General features: G+C 36.1%; 19 protein-coding genes. 1 reads left to right on the top strand and 18 read right to left on the bottom strand.

Annotated features, from left to right (window positions below):
- Positions 1-3: 3 nt before the first annotated feature.
- The 9 genes from ftsY to ACKI3H_RS01185 form a co-directional block, all read right to left on the bottom strand.
- The gene (gene ftsY / locus ACKI3H_RS01225) at positions 4-1,002 is read right to left on the bottom strand and encodes a signal recognition particle-docking protein FtsY (RefSeq protein ID WP_407370488.1); all 999 of its coding nucleotides are present in this window, start codon (positions 1,000-1,002) and stop codon (positions 4-6) included.
- A 32-nt stretch (positions 1,003-1,034) separates the two neighbouring features.
- A complete protein-coding gene (locus ACKI3H_RS01220) occupies positions 1,035-1,844 on the bottom strand; it encodes a Cof-type HAD-IIB family hydrolase (RefSeq protein ID WP_407370487.1) in 810 nt (269 codons plus the stop codon).
- A gap of 81 nt (positions 1,845-1,925) precedes the next feature.
- Positions 1,926-5,498, bottom strand: a complete 3,573-nt coding sequence (gene smc, locus ACKI3H_RS01215) for a chromosome segregation protein SMC (RefSeq protein WP_407370486.1) — start codon at positions 5,496-5,498, stop codon at positions 1,926-1,928.
- 24 nt (positions 5,499-5,522) lie between these two features.
- Positions 5,523-6,218, bottom strand: a complete 696-nt coding sequence (gene rnc / locus ACKI3H_RS01210) for a ribonuclease III (protein ID WP_407370485.1) — start codon at positions 6,216-6,218, stop codon at positions 5,523-5,525.
- 190 nt (positions 6,219-6,408) lie between these two features.
- Positions 6,409-6,651 carry an acyl carrier protein gene (locus tag ACKI3H_RS01205; protein WP_407370484.1) on the bottom strand — a complete coding sequence of 81 codons (243 nt, stop codon included), beginning with the start codon at positions 6,649-6,651 and terminating at the stop codon, positions 6,409-6,411.
- 128 nt (positions 6,652-6,779) lie between these two features.
- Positions 6,780-7,790 carry a phosphate acyltransferase PlsX gene (gene plsX / locus ACKI3H_RS01200; protein ID WP_407370483.1) on the bottom strand — a complete coding sequence of 337 codons (1,011 nt, stop codon included), beginning with the start codon at positions 7,788-7,790 and terminating at the stop codon, positions 6,780-6,782.
- An 81-nt stretch (positions 7,791-7,871) separates the two neighbouring features.
- The gene (gene recG / locus ACKI3H_RS01195; RefSeq protein ID WP_407370482.1) at positions 7,872-9,920 is read right to left on the bottom strand and encodes an ATP-dependent DNA helicase RecG; all 2,049 of its coding nucleotides are present in this window, start codon (positions 9,918-9,920) and stop codon (positions 7,872-7,874) included.
- Positions 9,921-10,072: 152 nt separating this feature from the next.
- Positions 10,073-11,746, bottom strand: coding sequence for a DAK2 domain-containing protein (locus ACKI3H_RS01190; RefSeq protein WP_407370481.1), 1,674 nt, complete (start codon positions 11,744-11,746; stop codon positions 10,073-10,075).
- Between the two features lie 69 nt (positions 11,747-11,815).
- A complete protein-coding gene (locus ACKI3H_RS01185; RefSeq protein ID WP_407370480.1) occupies positions 11,816-12,178 on the bottom strand; it encodes an Asp23/Gls24 family envelope stress response protein in 363 nt (120 codons plus the stop codon).
- Positions 12,179-12,424: 246 nt separating this feature from the next.
- Between ACKI3H_RS01185 and rpmB the strand changes: the two genes are divergently transcribed.
- On the top strand, positions 12,425-12,613 hold the full coding sequence (gene rpmB, locus ACKI3H_RS01180; protein ID WP_035022537.1) for a 50S ribosomal protein L28: 189 nt from the start codon (positions 12,425-12,427) through the stop codon (positions 12,611-12,613).
- Positions 12,614-12,677: 64 nt separating this feature from the next.
- Here the strand turns inward: rpmB and ACKI3H_RS01175 are convergent, their stop codons facing one another.
- The 9 genes from ACKI3H_RS01175 to priA form a co-directional block, all read right to left on the bottom strand.
- Entirely contained in the window at positions 12,678-13,325 is a 648-nt protein-coding gene (locus tag ACKI3H_RS01175; RefSeq protein ID WP_407370479.1) for a thiamine diphosphokinase, read from the bottom strand.
- Position 13,326: 1 nt separating this feature from the next.
- Positions 13,327-13,977, bottom strand: coding sequence for a ribulose-phosphate 3-epimerase (rpe, locus tag ACKI3H_RS01170; RefSeq protein WP_407370478.1), 651 nt, complete (start codon positions 13,975-13,977; stop codon positions 13,327-13,329).
- Positions 13,978-13,987: 10 nt separating this feature from the next.
- A complete protein-coding gene (gene rsgA, locus ACKI3H_RS01165) occupies positions 13,988-14,890 on the bottom strand; it encodes a ribosome small subunit-dependent GTPase A (protein WP_407370477.1) in 903 nt (300 codons plus the stop codon).
- Between the two features lie 152 nt (positions 14,891-15,042).
- A complete protein-coding gene (pknB, locus tag ACKI3H_RS01160; protein WP_407370476.1) occupies positions 15,043-17,034 on the bottom strand; it encodes a Stk1 family PASTA domain-containing Ser/Thr kinase in 1,992 nt (663 codons plus the stop codon).
- On the bottom strand, positions 17,021-17,782 hold the full coding sequence (locus ACKI3H_RS01155; RefSeq protein ID WP_407370475.1) for a Stp1/IreP family PP2C-type Ser/Thr phosphatase: 762 nt from the start codon (positions 17,780-17,782) through the stop codon (positions 17,021-17,023). The genes pknB and ACKI3H_RS01155 overlap by 14 nt, the downstream gene beginning before the upstream one ends.
- Before the next feature lie 328 nt (positions 17,783-18,110).
- A complete protein-coding gene (rsmB, locus tag ACKI3H_RS01150; protein WP_407370474.1) occupies positions 18,111-19,487 on the bottom strand; it encodes a 16S rRNA (cytosine(967)-C(5))-methyltransferase RsmB in 1,377 nt (458 codons plus the stop codon).
- Complete coding sequence (gene fmt / locus ACKI3H_RS01145; protein ID WP_407370473.1) at positions 19,477-20,430, bottom strand: methionyl-tRNA formyltransferase; 954 nt, start codon at positions 20,428-20,430, stop codon at positions 19,477-19,479. The genes rsmB and fmt overlap by 11 nt, the downstream gene beginning before the upstream one ends.
- Entirely contained in the window at positions 20,427-20,921 is a 495-nt protein-coding gene (def, locus tag ACKI3H_RS01140; RefSeq protein WP_407370472.1) for a peptide deformylase, read from the bottom strand. The genes fmt and def overlap by 4 nt, the downstream gene beginning before the upstream one ends.
- Before the next feature lie 48 nt (positions 20,922-20,969).
- Positions 20,970-23,384 carry a primosomal protein N' gene (gene priA, locus ACKI3H_RS01135; RefSeq protein WP_407370471.1) on the bottom strand — a complete coding sequence of 805 codons (2,415 nt, stop codon included), beginning with the start codon at positions 23,382-23,384 and terminating at the stop codon, positions 20,970-20,972.
- Positions 23,385-23,393: the final 9 nt, after the last annotated feature.

The following is a 23,393-nucleotide window of genomic DNA, read 5'->3' as shown; positions in this document are numbered from 1 at the left end:
TTATTAAATCGAATTTTGAATTAATTCGCTGAATAATCCATAAATGTATTCATTTGGATCAAATAGCTGCAAGTCATCCATACTTTCCCCTAATCCAACAAATTTCACAGGAATATCCAACTCTTTACGAATAGCTAAAACAATTCCACCTTTTGCTGTACCATCTAATTTAGTTAACACGATCCCAGTTACATTGGTCGTTTGTTTAAACTGTTTGGCTTGGTTCATCGCATTTTGTCCAGTTGTAGCATCTAATACAAGTAATACCTCATGTGGACCACCTGGTATTTCACGTTCTATAATACGTTTCATTTTTTCTAACTCATTCATAAGGTTTACTTTATTTTGTAAACGTCCAGCTGTATCTACGAATAAAATATCCGCTTGTTGCTGTTTAGCTTCTTTAATCGCATCAAACACTACAGCTGCTGGATCTCCGCCAGCTTTACCACTGACTACTTCTACGCCAACACGTTCACCCCAAACATGCAATTGTTCTATCGCGCCGGCTCTAAATGTATCGCCAGCAGCTAAAAGTACTTTTTTTCCTTCTTGCTGGTAAAGATGCGCCATTTTGCCAATTGTCGTTGTTTTTCCTACACCATTTACGCCAACCATCAAAATCACCGTTAACCCATCAGGATTTATATGGACTTCCGGCTTTTCAGTATTCCCTTTTTCATAAATTTCAACCATTTTTTCAATAATAACTTGTTGAACCTCATTAGAAGCTTTTGCATTTTTTAGTTTTACTTCTTGACGTAAGGCATCTGTAATTTCCATTGTCGCTTCAAAACCAACATCTGCTCCAATTAAAACTTCCTCAAGTTCATCAAAGAAGTCTTCATCAACTGTTCTAAAATTAGCAAACAATTCATTCATGCGTTGAGAAAAAGTTTTTCTCGTTTTTTCAAGACCTTTTTCATACTTTTCGGTTACTTCTGTGGTTTCAACCTTCTCTTCACCTGTAAAAGCTTTTTTAATTTTGTCGAATAATCCCATTTTACACCCTCTTTTCTTGGCATTGTTAATGATTAATTGAGTACAAATTTTTGAATGGCATGTGCCACGCCATGTTCTTCATTTGTTTTAGTAATATACTGAGCCATAGCTTTAATGTCATCCGTAGCATTTCCCATGGCTATTCCCATGCCTGCATATTCAACCATTGCTGCATCGTTAGCTTCATCCCCTAATGCCATTACCTCTGATGCTTCAAAACCTAGCAAATCGGCTAAAACAGCTATTCCACTGCCTTTATCTACACCTTTAGGCATTAGTTCTAATAATATTGGACGAGATTTCATTATCGTATATTTTTTATAAAAATGAACGGGAATGTTTTTGATGGCTTCATCTAAATCCGTTTGAGTGTAACAAAAAACTGTTTTATTGATAGCAATATCTTCTGGTACTTCTTCCATTGCTATGGGAACATACGGCAATGCTGACATGACTGTTGGATAGAGTGAGTCTCTCCCTTTAGGGTATGGCGGCTCATAAATTTTTTCTAAATCAATGAAGTTACAAGGGAGATTGATCTGTTTGCTTAGTTCAAAAATTTCTTCTGTTTCAGCTTTTGTTAATGTTGTCTTAGATAATACTTCACCAGTATCTGTACGTTGTACTAGACCACCATTGTAAGTAATGCCATAATCTCCAGCTTCTCTTAAATTTAACTCTTCTAAATAGGCGATCATTCCTAACAAAGGGCGGCCAGTACAAAGGACTACTTTTACGCCTTGTTCTTTTGCTTGTTTGATTGCTTCTTTATTTTCATCTGATATGCCATGTTTTCCATTTAGTAAGGTACCATCCAAATCAATTGCAATTAATTTAATCATACTTTGGCTCCAATCTTTTTATAGCTACATTAAAAGGGAAAAAAAGATCGACACTAATCGATCTTTTCTCCGCTATCGTTTCTAGGTTATTCCTACATGTGCTTCTGCTAATTCTTCTAAACGAACAGATACAACCTTAGAAACACCTGATTCTTGCATGGTTATGCCATAAAGAACATTAGCTTCTTCCATTGTTCCTTTACGGTGAGTAATGACGATAAATTGAGTATCTCCATCAAATCGCTTTAAATATCGTCCAAAGCGGATGACGTTAGCCTCATCTAGGGCGGCTTCAACTTCATCTAAAATACAGAAGGGTACTGGCCGAACTTGTATAATTGAAAACATTAGAGCTATTGCTGTAAATGCTCGTTCCCCTCCAGACAAGAGACTTAACTGCTGTAACTTTTTACCAGGAGGCTGAGCAATGATCTCAATACCGGTCGTTAACAAGTTTTTAGGATCTGTTAACCGTAATTCAGCTGATCCTCCGCCAAACATCTGCGGGAAAACTTCGGAAAATTTCAGTCGAATATCTTCAAACACTTCAGAAAAGCGGATCTTAACTTCTTCATCCATTTCATTCATCGTGGTATACAAACTAACTTTTGCTTCTATCAAATCTTCACGTTGATCCACAAGGAAAGAATACCGTTCATTCACACGTTCAAATTCTTCGATAGCACCAAGATTAACAGAACCCAACTCATCAATACTTTGTTTCAGAAGTTTCACTTTACGTGTCGCTTCTTCTAAAGAAACTTCAAGCAAATGGCTTTCTTTAGCCGCTTCAAAAGTCATACTGTACTCTTCATTTAAATAAGTTAAGCGATTTTCAATTGCAACATCTGTACGATTCATTGAAACTTCAGCTTTTGCCTTTTCTTCTAACAGATAATGTTTTTGATTATTCGTTAGTGTCGTTAATTGTTCAATTTCATTCAATTGCTCTTCAATAAGCACTTTTTCTTTTTTTATTTTTGATAATTGATTTTCTAGCGTCTGTTTTGTAGCTGATAATTGCGCTAACTGGTCGCTTAATTCTTTTTTAGTCATCTGATGTGTACCATCAGAATGCGTCATTTGTTCCATTCGGCTAATGATGGTCGTAATATCTTTCTGTTGATCATCTAATTGACTAGAGACCGCTTTTTGTTCTTTTTTCAAACTAAGCAATTGCTCTTTTAAAGCAGCCAATCTCGTTCTTAGTTGTTGTTGCTTTTCATTAATCAATGTATGATTTTTTTCACGCTCTTCATTTTGAGAAGAAGCCAGTAAAATCTGATGATTGATGTGCTCCATTTCTTTTTTGACCGTTTGCAAAGATTCCGTTAACTCCGTATTTTTCAACTCATAGGATTCTACTTCTTCTTTTGCTTCCTTGAATTCGTATTGAACAGCTTTTAACTCTCTTGTTAACCGAATCTGTTTTTCTTCAAGCATTTCTGCTTGATTTTTCAGTTCTTGTTCTTTCAAACGCTGTCCTTCTCCAAGTTCACGTAACTCATTCAAGGTTGATTCTTCTTTCTTGATTACTTGTTTCATTGTGCGAACTTTTATTTCTTTTTTCGTCAAGGTTGTTTCCATTTGAGCTATTTGCTTAGTTAAATTTGTTAATTCATTTTTCCGAGCAAATAAACTCCCCTGATTGCCAGATTTGCTCGCTCCACCAGTCATTGAACCACCGGCATTCATCACATCGCCTTCAAGTGTCACTACACGAAACTTAAATTGGATTTCACGTGCAATGATATTAGCAGACGACAAATCTCTGGCAACAATAGTTGTTCCCAATAAATTTTGTATAACTGTTGAAACAGCTTCAGGATAATCAATCAATTTACTTGCAATCCCTAAGAAACCATCACAACTGCTAGCCTTATTTTCTACAGATGTTGGAAGATGACGAGCTTTAATTGTGGTTAAAGGTAAAAATGTTGCTCGGCCAATACGTTTTTGTTTTAAGTATTGAATCCCTTTACGTCCGCTTTGTTCATCTTGGACGATGATATTTTGGCTAGCTGCACCGAGTGCAATATCAATAGCTAATTCAGCTTGTTTGGGTACTTCAATCAATTCCGCAACGGCTCCGATGATCCCACCGATGTCTTTTTTACGCTTCAAAACTTCTTTTACACCTTGATAAAAACCAGCATAATCTTCATTTAATTCTTTCAAACTTTCTTTTTTTGCTTTTGCCTGCTGCACAACTTTTAAAGCGTCATACATACGCGTTTCGTTTGCTTCTAATTCTTGTCTTTTGGTTTGAATGCTTGCTTGTTTCTCTTGGTAAAACAATAACTTTTGAGCAATTTCTCGTTGTGTATCCTTTAATTCTTGAGCAATGTGTGCAAAGTCTGCCGTAATTTTTTCAATCGTTTTCTCAAGTTCACTGACTGCTGCGGTTGACTTTAAGTTCTTTTGCGCCATTTGATAAGAGCTTCGTTCAAGATAGGTTTGCTCATTGCGCAAACTGGTTTGTTTTTGCATTAAATCAACATATTCATCTCGCAAAGTCTCAATCGTCTCTTTTGAATTCCCTGAAAGAGACAATGCTTCTTTTTCAACAGCTATAAGTTCTGACTTTAATTGTCGCTCATGTTCCGTTTTCTTCGCTAAAATTTCATCGATCCCTTTAAGTTGTTGCTCTAATTGACCCACTCTCTGGTTTGCTTGCTCTTTAGAGGTTTCAAGTTGTTGCAGGTTTTCAGAGGTGAATTTATTGCGTTCAGATAAAACATTTTTTTGACCGTCTGTCTGTTCAAATAATTGAATAGTTTGAACTAAATCTTGCTGAATTTTTTCAATTTCATCAGTCAATTCAGCTTTTTGTTTCCGTTTGTGTTTCAATTGCGTTTCACAATCCGATAAACTTAGTTGCTTTTCAACTAAGTGTTTCTCAAACGAACTCATTTCATGTTTGCTTTCATCCCAATTTACTTTCAAACGTTCAATTTCAACAACCGTTAAAGCAATGTCCATTTCGGTCAATTGTTCCTTATAAAACAAAAAGTCTTTCGCTATACTGCTTTGTTCTCTCAAAGGTTCAACTTGCCCTTCCAGTTCATAAACAATATCTTGGACACGATTTAAATTTTCTTCGGTTTCAGTTAATTTTTGTTCGGCTTTTTTCTTACGTGTCTTGTATTTTAGCACACCGGCTGCTTCTTCAAAAATTGCTCTTCTTTCTTCTGGCTTACTGTTGAAAATACTTTCAACTTTCCCTTGAGAAATAATTGAAAAAGATTCTTTTCCCAATCCCGAATCCATAAAAAGATCAACAATATCTTTCAAACGACAAGCTTGTTTATTCAAATAGAATTCACTCTCACCGTTTCGATGCAATCGTCTCGTAATGCTTATTTCGCTAAATTCTAAAGGTAAAAAATAATCTTCATTTTCTAGTATCAACGTAACTTCAGCTAAGTTGACTGGTTTTCTTGTATCAGATCCTGAAAAAATAACATCGTTCATTCTTCCACCACGTAGGTTCTTTGCTGATTGTTCACCTAAAACCCAACGAATAGCTTCTGTTATATTACTTTTCCCACTTCCGTTTGGACCTACTACAGCTGTCACACCATTATGAAATTCAATTGTTGTTTTATCCGCAAATGATTTGAAACCAGCGATGTCTATTCTTTTTAATTGCACAACTACTGGCTCCTTTCCCCTGTACTATTTTTCTTGCAAAGCAAGTAATGCATTTTCTGCAGCCACTTGTTCAGCTGCTTTTTTAGTTTTCCCTTGTCCTTGTCCAAGTACTTGCCCTTCAGCGCGTACTTCTACCACAAAGGCCTTTTGATGTGCTGGCCCAATTTCATCCACTAATTGGTAGTCGATTCCAATTTCACCTTTTTGTTGTAAAAACTCTTGTAAATTAGTTTTATGATCCATCACATGTGAGAAAGCACCGGACTTGATTTTTGGAAAAATCGTTTGTTCAAGAAAAGATAATACACTATCTATTCCTTGATCTAAATATAACGCTCCAATAAAGGATTCAAATAAATCGCAAAGTAATGCTGGACGTTTTCGTCCATTCATACGTTCTTCGCCTTTACCTAAACGGATAAATTGATCGAATTCGTATTCTTTTGCGAATTGACTCAAACTAGCTTCACAAACAATAGTCGCTCTCAATCGTGTTAATTTCCCTTCAGGCAAGTTAGGATATAATTCATATAAAAATCTTGATACGGTTAATTCTAGTACCGCATCTCCTAAAAATTCAATTCTTTCATTATCCTTTAATTCAAGATTCCTGTGCTCATTCACATATGATGAATGGGTGAATGCTTCTTCTAAATAAGATAGGTCGTGAAAAACCAAATCGAATTTAGTCTTTAATTGTGTTAAAAATGCGTCATCCATTGTATTCTTCCTTTCTATAAAAATTTCTCCATGCTCTTTCATTATACTGTGTTTAGTCATAAAAATAAACCATTTCTAGGTTTTATGCTCTACCGTCCCGTTCAACAAGAGTAGAATCTCTCCGTATCAATTATATCAAAAGAAAGAGTCGCTAAACTCAAAATAAGTTAAGCGACTCCGGATAACACTATTAGTCTTTGTGTTGATCGATATAGGTTACTGCATTTCCAACTGTAGATATTTGTTCAGCATCTTCATCAGATATTTCTGTTCCGAAGACGTCCTCTAATTCCATAACTAATTCTACAACATCAAGAGAATCAGCACCTAGATCATCTTTAAAAGTAAGTTCTTTAGTTACTTTTTCTTCATCAATGCCAAATCTTTCAACAATGATTTTTTTTATTTTTTCGAAAGTTTCATTAGTAGACAATTTGTTACACCTCCGCATTTGACTTTATTATTATTGGTAAATTAATATCACTTTATTCATTTTAACGATATTCACAAATATTGTCCAACTATTTTTTAGGGCTGCCTTTTTTCTTTGTTCAGAAAAACTTATTCAGCCGTTAGTTCTTTTGCTTCAAAATAGTGAACCAAGTCATCAATAACATGTGATTCCAACATTTCGTGAATTTGCTTAATTGTATGGTAAACAGCAACTTTTTCCGTTGATCCGTGAGTTTTGACAACAGGTGCTTTAACTCCGAATAACACTGCTCCACCATGCTTTGAGTAATCCATAACGTCTTTCATATTAGAAAGACTATCTTTTAATAATAATCCACCTAATTTGGCTTTTGTGCCATTTTCATACACAGCATTTTTAAGAAGTTTCATCATAGACATAGCCGTACCTTCAACTGTTTTTAATACAGCATTTCCAGTAAAACCATCAGTAACAACTACATCCGCTGCTCCACTTAACAATTCACGTGCTTCAACGTTTCCGATGAAGTTAATATCTGTATTGTTTGCTAACAGTTGGTATGCTCTTTTTGTTACATCATTTCCCTTGTTTTCTTCTGTTCCGTTATTCAATAAGCCCACTTTTGGATTTTTGATTCCTCGAACGAATTGAGCGTAATAGCTTCCCAGAATCGCATATTGATGAATGTTTTCTGGTTTAGTGTCTGCATTTGCACCAACATCCATTAAATTAAATGTTCCATTTTCTGTTCCAATTACAGGTAACGAAACTAACAATCCAGGTCGATCAATACCTTTAATTCTTCCAATGATCAATAGTCCAGCAGTCAATAATGCGCCTGTGTTTCCTGCAGAAAATAAAGCATCTGCTTCCTTATCTTTTACAGCTTGCGCCGCTAAAACCATAGAAGCGTTCTTTTTGCGACGAACTGCACGAACAGGATCGTCATCACTCGCTATTTTTTCATCTGTATGAATAATCGTAATATTTGTTTCATCCGTTAAGTATTTTCTTATTGAATCTTCTTTTCCATATAAAAGAAATTCAATATCATTGTATTCTTTAGCTGCCATCATGACACCTTCAACAATTGCTTTTGGTGCGTTATCTCCGCCCATAGCATCTACTGCAATTTTCAAATCATTTGCCTCCCTAGTTAACTTTCAACATTTCTAAACTTTACGTTCCTAATAGATATTACCACTAATCATGATTGAACCTCAATTAAAATCTAGTCCTTCTAACTCATTAAACCCAACAGCTTCTCTAATCGGTTGATAACGTTCGTTTGTTAGAAAGTCTTTTTGATTGATCAATTGAACTGCTTCTTGCCTAGCTGCTTCCAAAGCTCCAAAATCTCCCACGATATCCCCGATTTTAAAATCAGGTATCCCAGATTGTTTATTGCCAAACAAATCTCCAGGACCTCTAAGTTCTAAATCTTTTTCACTTAACAAAAAACCATCCGTTGTTTCCGTCATAATTTTCATACGTTCCATCCCATTTTCAGTTTTTGGATTTGCAACAAGAATACAGTAGGATTCTTTATCTCCTCGACCAACCCGACCTCTTAACTGATGCAATTGAGATAATCCAAAGCGATCTGCATCATAAATAATCATAGTCGTTGCATTTGGCACGTTTACACCTACTTCGATTACTGTAGTGGAAACAAGAACTTGTAGTTTTTTTTCTTTAAAATTTTCCATAATGCTTTCCTTATCGGCTGACTTCATTTTCCCATGCAACAAACCCACTTGAAAACGATCGCCATAATAAGCTGTTAATTTTTCATAGATATCAGTCGCATTTTTGACATCGATGCTTTCCGATTCTTCAATCAAAGGACAGATTACATAGGCTTGTGACCCTTTTTTCAACTGAATTTCAATAAATTCTAGCGTTTTTTCAAAATTTTTAGGTTTGATCCATGTGGTTTGAATCGGGATTCTTCCTGCAGGCATTTCATCAATAATGGAAACATCCATTTCGCCATATGTCGTAATCGCTAAGGTACGAGGTATAGGAGTAGCCGTCATGAATAAAACATCCGCATCTTTTCCCTTGTCCCTTAATAATTTCCGTTGATTTACGCCAAAACGATGTTGTTCATCGGTAATAACTAACCCTAATCGAGAAAAATAAACATCTTGTTGGATCAATGCATGTGTACCTATAAGAACATCTAATTCTCCATTAGCTAATTGCTCTAATATGATGCGTCGTTCTTTAGTTTTTGTTGAACCTGTCAACAATGCAATTCTCACTTCAAGTGGATCGAATAATTCCGTCAAACTCTCCATATGCTGTTCAGCTAGAATTTCTGTAGGAACCATCAAGGCCGATTGAACACCAACATTCGTGGCAGCGTATAAAGCAATCGCCGCTACGATTGTTTTTCCGCTCCCAACATCTCCTTGAAGTAAACGATGCATGTGAATCGGTTGCCTTAAATCACTGCAGATTTCATTCACTACTCTTTTTTGTGCTTTCGTTAATTCAAAAGGCAAAGTCTCAATAAAATTTCTCAAATCATTCACATTGTAATTTAGTGTATTTCCTTTACCCATAGCTTTTTGCTTTTCGCGTACAATCTGCATGCGCATTTGGTACAATAAGAATTCTTCAAAAACAACCTCTCTTCTAGCTTGCTTTTTTTGTTCTTCTGAAGCTGGAAAATGCATCGCATAAACAGCATCATGATGAGAGATCAAGCGGTATTTCGTTCTTAGTTCTGGAGGAATAACCTCCGGGATATACTCTTGATAGAGTTTAAAAGCTTCTGTGATCAATTGCAGTATCGTGCTTTGTTTAATATGTTTATTTGCACTGTAAACTGACTCAAAATCTCCCTGATCAGAACCTGATTTGGTGCCCAAAATTTTCATACCAGTCAAACTTTTTCTCTTTGCATCCCATTTTCCAAATACAGCAATTTCTTCTCCTGTAACGATTTTACTTTTTAAGTAGGCTTGATTAAAAAAAGTCACCGTTATTACTGCATGCTCAATGATTAAGCGAAAAGACAAGCGATTCTTTTTGGGTCCAAAACGACTGACTACTGCTTCTGAAACTACATTTCCTTTTAACGTCACTTTCTCTTGGTCTTCTATCTCTAATAAATCTTTTTCTTGAATATCCTCATAACGAATAGGATAATGAGAAATTAAATCAGAAATAGTATGAATACCTAATTGATGCAAAGCCTCTAAACGCTTTTCACCAACATAAGGGAGGACCGAAACAGAATCATAAATTGATTTAGCCATAAATTTTTAAACAGATTAAACAGCTTCAGCTCTTTTAACCTGTCACTTACCTCCCTTTAGTGTAATAAGTACTTTATTTATTTTCTTTAAACTGACTAAAAAAGACAAAAATAGGCTAGGAATAACATCCGGTTCTATTTTTGTCTTTTTAATTATTCTACTGACAAGATGTACGGATAAACGGGTTGTTGTCCGTCATGAATTTCAACTTCTACTTCTTCAAAGAGATTTTCAATTTCAGCGGCAATCTCAGCGGCTTCAGCTTCGTCTCCATCTTCTCCAAGTAAAATAGTTACAATTTCACTATCTTCTGATATCATTTTTTTCAAGGTTTCAATCGTAACATTTTTACGGTTGGATTGAGATACTTTGATTTTACCTTCAATAATCCCCATAAAATCGTCTTTTTTGATTGCCATTCCATCGATTTCTGTATCTCTTACTGCATTTGTTACTTGTCCACTAACAACATTTTTTAATTCGCTCATCATTTCAGTTTTATTAGTATCTAAGTCATTCAACTCATTAAATGCTAACATTGCAGTCATACCTTGAGAAATGGTTTTACTAGGGATAACGACTACTGACAATTCGCTTACTTCTGCAGCCTGATCAGCCGCCATAAAAATATTTTTGTTGTTTGGCAAGATAATAATTTTCTCAGCATTTACTTCTTCAATTGCTTTAAGAATGTCTTCTGTACTTGGATTCATTGTTTGTCCACCACTAATGACATAATCTACACCTAAACTTTTGAATAAGTTTTGAACACCTTCTCCTGCTGCAACTGCGATGATACCATAAGGGGTTTTAGCTGCTTTTTTAACAGGCTGAGGTGCTTCATTTTCAAGAATCGTTTCATGTTGAACACGCATATTATCCACTTTAATTTTCAGCAATGACCCAAATTTTTGTCCGTAATTCATTACTTCTCCTGGATGTTCTGTATGAACATGCACCTTAACGATTTCGTCATCAGAAACTACCAATAAAGAGTCCCCGATTTCGTTTAAATGATTACGGAATGTATCATAATCAAATTCGCTATCAACTGTTTCACCTTTACCAATTTGAACCATAATTTCTGTACAATAACCGAATTTTATGTCTTCAGTATGAATATGATTTGACACACTTCTGTGATGTTCGGCATTAACCAACTCTGTCATTTCTTCAGCAGAAGGTTGATAAATATCTTCTTCTACAATTTTGCCAGACAATACTTCTAAGAATCCTTCATAGATAAACAAAAGACCTTGTCCACCACTGTCTACAACCCCTACTTCTTTAAGTACTGGCAATAAATCAGGTGTTTTAGCTAATGATTTTTTAGCCCCACGAACGATGGCTTCCATCACTTCAACAATATCATCTGTTTCTTTTGCTTTTTTTTCACCAACTTTAGCTGATTCGCGAGCTACAGTTAAAATGGTTCCTTCAACTGGCTTCATAACAGCTTTATATGCTGTTTCAACACCCTTAGTGAATGCTTCTGAGAATTCCTTAGAAGACACTGTTTCTTTATTTTCAATAGCTTTGCCGAATCCTCTAAATAGTTGAGATAAAATAACTCCAGAATTCCCACGAGCTCCCATCAATAATCCTTTAGAAAGGGCTGCTGACAAATCACCAACACTTTCAGAAGTTGTATTTGCAACTGCCTTAGCACCACTTGCTAAAGATAAATTCATGTTGGTACCTGTATCGCCATCTGGAACTGGAAAAACATTCAATGAGTTTACATATTCTGCATTCTTATCTAAACGATTAGCTCCTGTTGCTACCATTAAACGAAACTGCTTACCTTCTAATTTTGTAACTTTCACTACATATATCCTCCTTAGTTACTTTTTAATAAGTATTAGTAACTATTTCTTCTTTGACTAATCACATTTTTAATCAGTTAATACGCGAACACCTTGAACATAAATATTTACAGTGTTAGCTGTAACACCTAACATTGTTTCCAAATTGTACTTCACGATTTCTTGCACATTACGGCTGACTTCAGAAATTTTTATTCCGTAACTAACAATAATGTAAATATCTATTGCAACACCATCATCTTCTTGACGAACGACTACTCCACGTGAATAGTTTTCTTTTTTTAGTATGTCATTTAAATTATCACGTATTTGGCTTTTACTTGCCATACCAACGATTCCAAAAATTTCGGTTGCGGCACCACCAACAACGGTTGCAATAACTTCATTTGAGATATCTATTGTTCCAAATTGTGTTTTGATTTTAACTGCCATGTTAAAAATCCTCCTCTTGGCTAGCAAGCCATAAATTACTACTCTACATTTTATCATAGCAGACCTAATAAGAAAAGAAAAACTAAGTTTCCTCATTTTTAAATAATACTAAGGAACAATAAAAGACTGTCAAGTAAATTTCCTTGAAAGAAGTTCTTGCAAAGGCAACTAAATTATGATAAATTATTGAAGTATGAGTATTGATTGAAGCTTTGCTTCGATATATCGGCAAAGGAGGAAAGACTAATGGCTAAAGAATGTGTAATTACAGGACGTAAAGCAAGAAGCGGAAATAACCGCTCTCACGCTATGAACAAAACAAAACGTACTTGGGGTGCTAACTTACAAAAAGTTCGTATCATGGTTGACGGATCACCTAAAAAAGTTTGGGTATCTGCTCGAGCACTTAAATCTGGTAAAGTTGCACGCGTATAATCTTACCAAAAAAAAAGAACCTTTCCCGGCATCATGGAAAAGGTTCTTTTTTGTTTATTCTTTTTTAATCTTTACTTTGAATAACGGCTATCATTCCAGATATAAAAGAAAAATTTACGGTATCTGTAATAAATTCATTACTTGCCAACGAAATCGGATGAGTAAAATCCGCATCAGTTAATTGATATTTGGCGTCTTGTATCGATAATTTTTCTACAGGAGATAGACAAGTAAATGCAAGGTATTTTTTATCTTGCTCTTTTGATAGGGTATGTGTACCTGGTAAAAAATATATGATGGTATTTTGGACATCTATTAGACGTATTTTAGCAGCATGATCGAGCAGCTTAGGCTGGAATATCATAAAGATATTGTTTAATAAATGATCCATTCTTCCACCAGTCGCTCCGTAAATAGAGACACTCTCCGGTTTGAATTCATCAAAAGCTATTTGGACTGCTAGCTCTGTATCGGTCTCATCTTTTTCCGCTTTGTAAACTCGAACATCGGCAACTTCATTTTTTATTATTTTCAGTTCTTCCTTTGTGACTGAGTCAAAATCTCCAAGGGCAATCTTAGGAACAATTCCGTGCTCTAATAACCGTAAGGCCCCTCTATCAACACCGATCCAAACGAGTTCTTTTGATTGACTATTTTCTATTACTGGAACGCGCTCATAAGGTCCACCGACCATAATTGCTAAGTGTCTCATCTTATCTTACCGCGTCTATTAATAAGTTTAGTTGATTCAATGGATCTTCTGCACTATAAATATATGAACCCGCAACAAAAACGGTCGCTCCTGCTTCTTTACATTGTTTAGCGGTTTGTTCAGCTATTCCTCCATCAACTTGTATTTCATAAGTATAGCCTTCTCTATCTTTTATTTCTTTTGCTTTTTCTATTTTCTTTAGCATTTCTGGAATAAAGCTTTGTCCGCCATAACCAGGATTAACTGTCATCACTAAAACTAAATCGACTATTCCTAATACATGCATCATTGTTTCAATCGGTGTTCCTGGATTCACAGCAATCCCTGCTTTAACACCTTGGTCTTTTATCAACTGGATGACACGATGAATATGGGGTGTGCTTTCAGGATGCACGGTAATAATATCTGCACCTGCTGCAGCAAATTGTTTAACATAGTTTTCAGGATGCTCTACCATTAAATGACAATCCAGCGGTAATTTCGTTACCGGACGAATAGCAGCTACTGTATCTGCACCAAATGTAATATTCGGAACAAAATGTCCATCCATTACATCAACATGAATATAATCTGCCCCTCCATCTTCAACTAACTGAATATCTCTTGCTAAGTTTGCAAAGTCTGCGCTTAAAATAGATGGTGCTAATTTCATTTTCTTATCCTCATTTCTTATGTTTATTGTCGTATCTTGGTTTACGACTTTCAATTTCATCTAAAAACTGCAAGTAATGTTGGTAACGGTATGCTGGTATTGTATTTAATTCTACTTCTTTTTTCACTTGACACCCAGGTTCTTTTTTATGCATGCACCCTCTAAATCGACATTCATCTTGCACTTCAACAAAGTCAGGAAAGCATGCAGAGAGTTCTTCTGCTTCGAGTTCTAAAAAATCGATGGAACTAAAACCAGGAGTATCCGCAACTAATCCCCCGTATAATGGCAATAATTCAACGTGTCTAGTCGTATGCTTTCCTCTGCCAAGAGAACTTGAAATTTCAGCTGTTTTCAGTTCTAAATCAGGTGCAATACTGTTCAGTAATGTTGATTTCCCTGCACCAGATTGACCCATAAAAACAGACAATTTATTAGGGAAATAAGAGGTTAACTCCTCTAAAGATTTTTTGTTGTCAGTTTGTTCAGGTACGATAATAGGATACCCAATTTTTTCATAAGCTCGCTCTTTTTCTTTTAATTGTTGCAATAGTTCATCTGTTAACAAATCAATTTTACTTATGTAGATGATCGCTTGGATTCCTTTACTCTCTAAAGTGACCAAGAAACGATCTAATAGGTTTGTTGAAAAGTTAGGTTCGATTGCTGACATCACTACAATACCGATGTCCACATTGGCCACAGGTGGACGGACCAATTCATTTTTTCTAGGTAACAGTTCTTGTACAACACCTTCTTTTAAATTGCCACTTTCAAATAAGACATAGTCACCAACCAAAGGCGTTAATTCCCTTTTTCGAAAATTTCCTCTCCCTCTTGTTTGATAGGTTTCTCCTTGATAATAGACATAATAAAAACCACTTAATGCTTTTCTGATTTGACCTTCCGGCAATAAAACCCCTCCTATAATGTGTTCTCTTTTATACTCTACTGAATGAAACCCAAGAAAGCAAGATTTTAATCATAGTTAATAGGTTTTATGAATAGCAAAAAAAGGCCTATAAAACTGAAAAAAACAGTTTTTTTAAGCCTTTTTTTATTTGTTTATTCCGTTGTTACATTGGTATTTTCTTCTATCACTTCTCCATCACGTTCAATTCGATACGTACCTGCTTCGCCCTCTTGAAGAACAAATGGTATAACTGTTTCAAAATCTTCGGTGATAGTGAATTTTTGAAATTCATTTTCTAAAGAATGTTCTTTGTCTTGGATGTAGATAACAATTTCATTCGGTACGGGTGTTGATTCTTGTGAACCACTTTCAGAACTTGATTCATCAGGTTCTTCTATTTCTGGTTCAGCATACGGTATGGTTACCGTTTCAGAAAATTTTTGTTCCGGTGCTGTACCTAATGAGATAACAACGGAGAATGACGAGCCGTTTGATAACAATGCTCCTGCAGAAGGATCTTGTGATATCACTTGACCTTCTGAAATTTCTTCAGAGTACTCTTCATTAATCGTAACCGTCAACCCATTTTCATTAGCATAGTCTTGTACACCTTTTTCAGAATATCCAGCCAAATCTTTCATTTCAATCATTGCTTCACCAGTACTTACAGTCAATGTCACCGTTGTGTCGCTTGGTACCACTTCTTCATCTTCAGCTACACTTTGTTCAATAATCGTACCTTCAGGGTAAGTATCACTGCTGGCATCAACTCGCTCAGTATCGAAGCCTTGATCGATTAATTCTGCTTTGACCTCTTCATAAGGTTCACCTGTATAATCTTTAAAAGAAACTGTCTCTTTTCCAGAACTGATGTAGAGATTAACATCGGTCTCTTCTTTAACGCTAGAACCTGTTTCGGGGTCCGTTCTTGTAACCAGTCCCTCTTCAACATCTTCACTTGTCTCTACGATCGTCTTGTTGATTTGTAATTTAGCTTCTGAAAGTACATCTTCAGCCTCAGCTTCCGACAGACCTACTACATCTGGCACTGAAATATCTTTTGGGGCTGTTAGTGCAAATGCGACCACACTACCGGCAACAAGCAGTAAAAGCAATAATAGTGTCAGCCAAATAATTTTCCTCTTTTTCTTCTTAGGTTTTTTCTCTTTTGCCGTCTCATTTTTAGACTTAACTTTTTGTGCCGTTTCTTCTTCGGGTGCTTTTCCTTCTACCAAACTAGTAGGAGCTACTGGAACAATCGGTTCCAATACTTTTGTTTTTTCCATTAAACTCGCTGGAACAAATTTTGGTTCATTGATTCTTTGCGGTGATAACGAGGTCGCTAAGTCAGAATCCATTTCTTGCACCGAACGGTATCTGTCAATCGTTTCCTTCGCTGTTGCTTTAAGAACAACATTTTCTAAAGGTTGCGGAATTCGATGATCAAAATCCTTCACTGAAGGGAGAGATTCTTGAAAATGTTTTAACGCAATCGATACAGCTGATTCGCCTTCAAATGGAACATTTCCTGTTAGCAATTCATATAAAATAATCCCTAATGAATAGATATCGGATTGATTGGTTGCCATTCCTCCCCTTGCTTGTTCTGGAGAAAGGTAATGGACCGACCCTAACAAAGAATTTGTTTGGGTGATCGATGTTTGTGACAACGCTACTGCTATACCAAAATCAGTTATTTTTACGACACCTGATTCATCGATTAACACATTTTGCGGTTTTAGATCTCTATGAATGATTCGATTATTATGCGCTTCTGCTACAGCTGCCAAAATTTGTCTCATAATATCAAGAACTTTTTGATAAGGAATAGGAAAGTTGCTGTGGATATAGTGCTTCAAATCCATTCCTTTAATGTATTCCATAACAATGTATTGATTATTTTCTTCTTCTCCAACATCATACACACTAACAATATTAGGATGGATTAATTCGGTCGCAGCTAGTGCTTCTCGTTTAAAGCGGCGAATAGTATCTTGATCGTCTCTGAAATCAAAACGCAAGACCTTAACAGCCACATCTCGTTCCAAAATTAGGTCTCTGGCAAGATAAACATTTGCCATACCGCCTGAGCCGACCGTACCAATTATTTTGTAACGTCCGTTTAATTTTTTACCTATTTCCATGAATGCTGTCCCTCCCCTCTGCATTTGTATGAACTAATATAATGGTTATATTGTCATAGCCTCCATGCTCATTAGCCATAGTAACTAGCGTTTCAACTTTTTCATCTAATGGTTTTTTGGTACTTAAAACTTGTTTTATCTCTTCATCTTCAACCATATTTGTTAATCCATCTGAACAGAGCAACATTTGGTCGTTAGGTAAAGCTGGTAAAATTGTTACATCAATATCTATCTCATTTGTAACGCCCAAAGAACGAGTCAATACATTTTTTCTAGGATGGTTTTCAGCATCTTCTAAAGAAATTTCTCCACTTTTAACTAGTTCATTGACTAATGAATGGTCTTCTGTCACTTGGCTTAAACGCCCTCCAGTATAGTGGTACCCTCTGCTGTCTCCAATATTCGCAATCACAAATTCTTGTTCTACAAGTGCTGTTGCAACAAGTGTTGTTCCCATTCCTTCTAAATCAGAAAACTTACGTGATTTTTCAAGAATACGTTTATTTTCACGACTGATGCGTGTTAACATCCATTGAGTAATCTGCTCAGCATTGTGCACATCTGACTCTTCCCAGGAATGCCCTAAATGAGAAACGGCCATTTCACTAGCCACATCCCCACCTCGATGTCCACCCATACCATCACACAAAATTGCCAACGTAATATTGTGTTTATTTATAAAAAAACCGGCGAAATCTTGATTGTTTTTCCTCTTCTTGCCGGTATCACTGCGAAATACAACTTCCATTGTTTCACCTCATACCTTTCAATAAGTCATGTCATCACTTATAAGTGATCATCAACGCTCTGTATCATTTCACTAAGGCTTGAATAAACAAGCCTTAGTGAAATGATACAGAAATTTAATCGCTCATCACGTATAAAAAGACAACACAAAAGAAAATGGGAGAAAGTATCAAACTTGGACCTTGGTACTCGACTAACATTTTTTAGTTATGCCCCTCTCTATCCTGAAATAATAGTGAGCAGGTCTATGTCGAAAAATTCAGATCCAAAGATTTGTTCTTCCATTCTCAAGTTTTAGTTGTTTTTTTATTAGTTGATTTTAACTAAATTTATTTCTGTGTTTTTCTTAGGCAGCTAATAAAAAAGCCGTCTGTTCCAAAATCATGCGGATAAATTTGAAGAAAGCCATCTTTCAGACAACCTGATAGTGATTCTTCAGTTTTAACAGAAACTTTTTCAAAATCAGCATGTGCCGCTAAAAATTTCTCAACCGTTTCTATATTTTCCTCATTTGCTATTGTACACGTACTGTAAACTAAAAGTCCACCTACTTTTAGTTTTGGAGCTACTTGTTCTAGAATACCAAGCTGTATTTTTTGAAGATTCAACAAATCTTTTTCTTTTTTAGTGTACTTGATATCAGGCTTACGTCTCATTAATCCTAAACCAGAACAAGGCGCATCTACTAGTATGCGGTCAAATTGCTCGTCTGAGAACTCTTGATCCACATTTCTGGCATCTAGTTTCATTGCTGTTACTACATCTTCTACATGCATTCTTTTAGCATTTTCTGTAATCAAAGCCACTTTGTGTTCATGAAGATCAAGTGCTGTTACTTTTCCGCCTTCTTCAGCAGATAAGTAAGAAGCAATATGGGTTGTTTTACCACCTGGAGCAGCACAAGCATCCAGTACTTGATGATGTGCCTCAAGTTGTAAAGCTGGTGCAACTAATTGAGAAGATTCATCTTGAATCGTTAATTGTCCAGATTGAAACAACGGTGAAGACGCGAAGTGCCCACCATCACTGACGATACCAACTGGAGAAATAACACTTTCACGAACATCAAATCCTTCTTCTTCCATAGCTTCTAATGCTTCTTCAACTGTCAAAAATTTCTTATTTACTCGTGCGCTTGAATGACTCGGACGGAGTAACGACTCACCTAATTTTTTTGTTTCTTCTAACCCAATATCTGCAATGAATTTTTCTACTAGCCATCTCGGCATGCTTAACTCAATGCTTAAACGTTCAATTGGATCTGCGATTTTCTCTAGACTAGGAAATCCATTGCGGTCAGCATTTCTTAGAACTCCATTTATAAATTTACTGATCCCAACGTGACCTTTTTTCTTAGCTACTTCAACGGCTTCAAATAAAATGGCATGAACCGGGATTTTATCTAAATAAATCATTTGATAAATGGACAATCTTAGTAGATTTCGTACCCATATATCAATTTTTTTATCTTCATTTAAAAATGGGAACAAGTAAAAATCCAATGTCAATTTACGCTGCAGAACACCATATACCAATTCTGTTAATAAGCGCGCATCAGCTGCACTTAATTTATTTTTTTGAATGGCTTCGTTGATTAACAAATTCGAATAAGAACCCGTTTTATCTGTTCGTTCCAAAATCGACATCGCTAAATAACGACTTGTTTTCTTAACATTTCTTTTTTCAGGTGTTTGATTAGTTTCCATTTGACCCTACCTTTTCTCCAACTTTTAGTTGGCTGCCCACTCCACTTAAAAAAGCCATGACAGTCATTTTACTTTTCCCAGCTGGTTGAACTTCATTTATTTTTACAACTGTCTGATTCCCACAAGCTATATAGATCGCTTCTTTTTCAATCCGTATAATGGTTCCGGGAACAGCTGTTGTTTTTTCTTCAGTAGGTGTCACATCCCATAGCTTCAGTCTGTTTTCTTCTAATAAAGTATACGCTACTGGCCAAGGGCGCATGCCACGAACTTGATAATCGACTTCAGCTGCTGTTTTAGTCCAATCCACCAATTCTTCTTCGCGTTTAATGTTTGGCGAATAAGTAACTTCCTCTTCATTTTGCTTTACTGGTGTGATATCTCCAGCCAATAACTTAGGCAACGTGTCCATTAATAAGTCTTTACCTAAGGCACTTAAACGATCAAACAACGTTCCAACATCGTCGTTACGGGTGATGTCTAACGATTTTTGTGAGAGTATGTCTCCTGCATCCATTTTTTTCTCCATATACATAATAGAAACACCTGTCTCTTTTTCGCCTTTCATAAGAGCATAGTGGACTGGAGCGCCACCACGATACTTAGGCAACAAAGAAGCATGCACATTAATCGCTCCATATTTTGGAACAGATAATAATTTTTGTGGTAGGAATTGACCAAACGCTGCAGTAATGATCAGGTCTGGATCAAGTGCGATCAGTTCCTCCATTTCAGGAGAACCTGAAATTTTTTCTGGTTGAAAAACGGGCAAACCGTGTTGAACAGCAGCTGCCTTAACAGGTGAAGACGTCAAGGTTTTCTTTCTCCCTACCGGTCTATCTGGTTGAGTGACCACTGCAATCACTTCATACTCTGAATCAATCAATGCTTCTAAAATAGGAACAGAAAATGCAGGAGTTCCCATAAATACGATTTTTATCATTCTAGATTCGCCTCCATATAACTTTCTAAATCTTCCGGTTTAATTTTTTGAATAATCTTATCTGTAAATAACTTTCCATCTAAGTGTTCCAATTCATGCTGGAATGCTCTTGCAAGATAGTCATCAGCTTCCACTTCAAATTCATCACCATTACGGTCATAAAATCTTAACAAGATAGTATCGGCTCTTTTTATTGTCCCGTATACTTCTGGAAAACTCAGACAACCTTCTACATCAATCGTTTCACCAGATGATTGCACGATTTTTGGATTGATCATTTCAAATAATCCTGATTCTTCGTCAATTTCTACTAAAGCTAGTCTAAGGTTGCTGTTTACTTGTGGAGCTGCAATGCCAATACCATCATTTGCTATCATGGTATCATGCATATCTTCTAATAATTGGATAATCTCATCTGTGATTTCCTCTACTTCTTTTGTTGGAGTAGTCAGTAGTGAATTTGGGTAAGTTAATATTGGTAGTACGGACATGATTGACCCTCTTTCTTTTAAACTATTTAATACTATAAAGCTTCTGTGTTAGATAAAATTCATCGGCTCCGAGTCAATAGCAATTTGTAACCCTTTAGCCATTTCTCTTTGAGATTCTACTAAGATCGTTTGCAAAACTTCCTTTAAATGCGGTTCGCTTTTGTATTTAATAATCGTTTGGTAATAATAGCGATTATTCATACGAGCAACTGCTTTTGGCGTGGGCCCTAACATAATGGTCTCTGGTTGCAACTGTGGTTTAATGTGTTGAACGATTTGTTGCATTTTCTTCGCAGCTTTTAGTTCTTCTTCATGAATAGTTGTGATCAAAATTGTATAGAAATAAGGCGGGTAATTTCCACGATGTCGTAACAACATTTCTTGTTTATAGAACGTATCATAATCATGTTCTTTAGCTAGCTGAATCGCATAATGCTCAGGATTAAATGTTTGAACGATTACTTCACCCGTTAGTTCAGCTCTTCCAGCACGTCCGCTAACTTGTGTTAGCAATTGGAACGTCCGCTCACTCGCTCTAAAATCAGGTAAGCCTAGTCCGGTGTCTGCATTTAAAACGCCCACCAAAGTAATATTGGGAAAATCTAACCCTTTTGCAATCATCTGTGTACCCAATAAAATGTCCGCTTCGCCATTTCCAAAAGAAGCTAATAACTTTTCATGCGCCCCTTTTTTACGCGTCGTATCCACATCCATACGGATAACTTTTGCTTCAGGCAAGACGTCTCTTAGTTCTTCTTCAATCTTTTGCGTTCCAGTACCATAGTAGCGTATCTTACTTCCTCTGCAACTTGGACAAGTATGTGGAATGTTTTCTTCATGACCACAATAATGGCATTTCATTGTTTTTGTATCCATGTGCAAGGTTAAAGAGATATCGCAATTCGGACAAGGCAAGACAAATCCGCAGTCTCGACACATCACAAAAGAAGAATAGCCACGTCTATTCAATAACAACACGATTTGTTCTTTTTTTGCTATTCGATCTCGTATCTTTTCTTGTAAAAGAATTGAGAAACTACTGCGATTAGCGTTTTTTAATTCTTCTCTCATATCGACAACTTCAACATCAGGTAAGTCTTTTTGATTGACTCGTGTTGGCAATTCCAACAATGTATAAACGTTTTTTTGCGCTCTGGCTCTCGACTCTAATGAAGGAGTAGCACTTCCTAAAATAACAGGACAGTTATGGTAATTTGCTCTCCAAATCGCTACATCCCTAGCATGATACCTAGGGTTTTCATCTTGTTTATAGGTAGCTTCGTGCTCTTCATCAATAATAATCACTCCGATATTTTTAACCGGTGCAAAAATAGATGATCGAGCACCTACTACAACTCGAGCTTCGCCACGTTCAATTTTTCGCCATTCGTCGTATTTTTCGCCAACAGACAAACCACTGTGCAAAACAGCTACTTCTTCTCCAAAACGACCTTTAAAATGATTCACCATTTGTGGAGTCAATACTATTTCAGGTACAAGCATCAAAGCACTTTTATTATTTTGAAGTGTCTGAGCAATAGTCTGCAAATAAATTTCTGTTTTCCCACTTCCAGTTACCCCTTTCAGCAAGAAAATTTCCGTTCTTTCTTCTGTTACAGCTTTCAAAATAGGTTGAATAGCATTTTGTTGTCCTTCATTCAGTTGAAACGATATGGTTTGTTTAAATGTCTTATCTTTAAACGGATTACGGTAAACTTCAACTTCTTCAATTGTTAACCAGCCTTTTTTTTCACCTGTTCGAATATCCGATGCTGTGAGTTCCGTATTTTTAGTGAGTTCATTCACACTTATTGTTTGCTCATTGAATGATTGCAATACATCAAGAAGAAGGCGTTGTTTTGGACCGCGTTTGCCTAAAGTCTGTTTTTCATCTTCAAATTGTTCAAAAGATAAACTTGCTTGGACCATTCTCTTTTTCTTTGTCTTCGCTTGATTTTTAACTTCATACATTACTTCAACAGCATCTTTTTTCTTCAATTCAATCAACTGCGGCAAGATGCCTCTATCTTCAGCTTCTTCCCATTTAATTTCATTTTTCCCTTTGAATAACTCGAAAAATAAGTCTTCAGAAATTTCATCAGTTAGTCGGATTTTTTTTTCATATTTCGCTTTCAATATAGCTGGCAACATCGTTTGGTAACACGTTATTTGAAAAGCATAAGTTTTGCGTGCCATTTCTTTACCCAACAACAGCATTTCTTCATCAAGAACCGCTGTTAAGTCCATTAGACCAACAATAGGTTTTAACTCGCCTTCATAATCTGTTGAGTGAGTAATCTCCACAACAAAGCCTTGGACTTGCCTAGTTCCTTGGCCAAATGGAACAGCCACACGCATTCCTTGAACAATATCTTGTTTGAATTCAGAAGGAATACGATAATCATAAGGCTTGTTTGTCTGCATTGTTGGAACATCTACAATTACTTTAGCAATTGATACCACTCATTCTCA

The sequence above is a fragment of the Carnobacterium sp. genome, from assembly GCF_045617425.1.
Taxonomy (GTDB): Bacteria; Bacillota; Bacilli; order Lactobacillales; family Carnobacteriaceae; genus Carnobacterium_B.
This window is presented reverse-complemented; position numbering and strand designations above follow the sequence as displayed.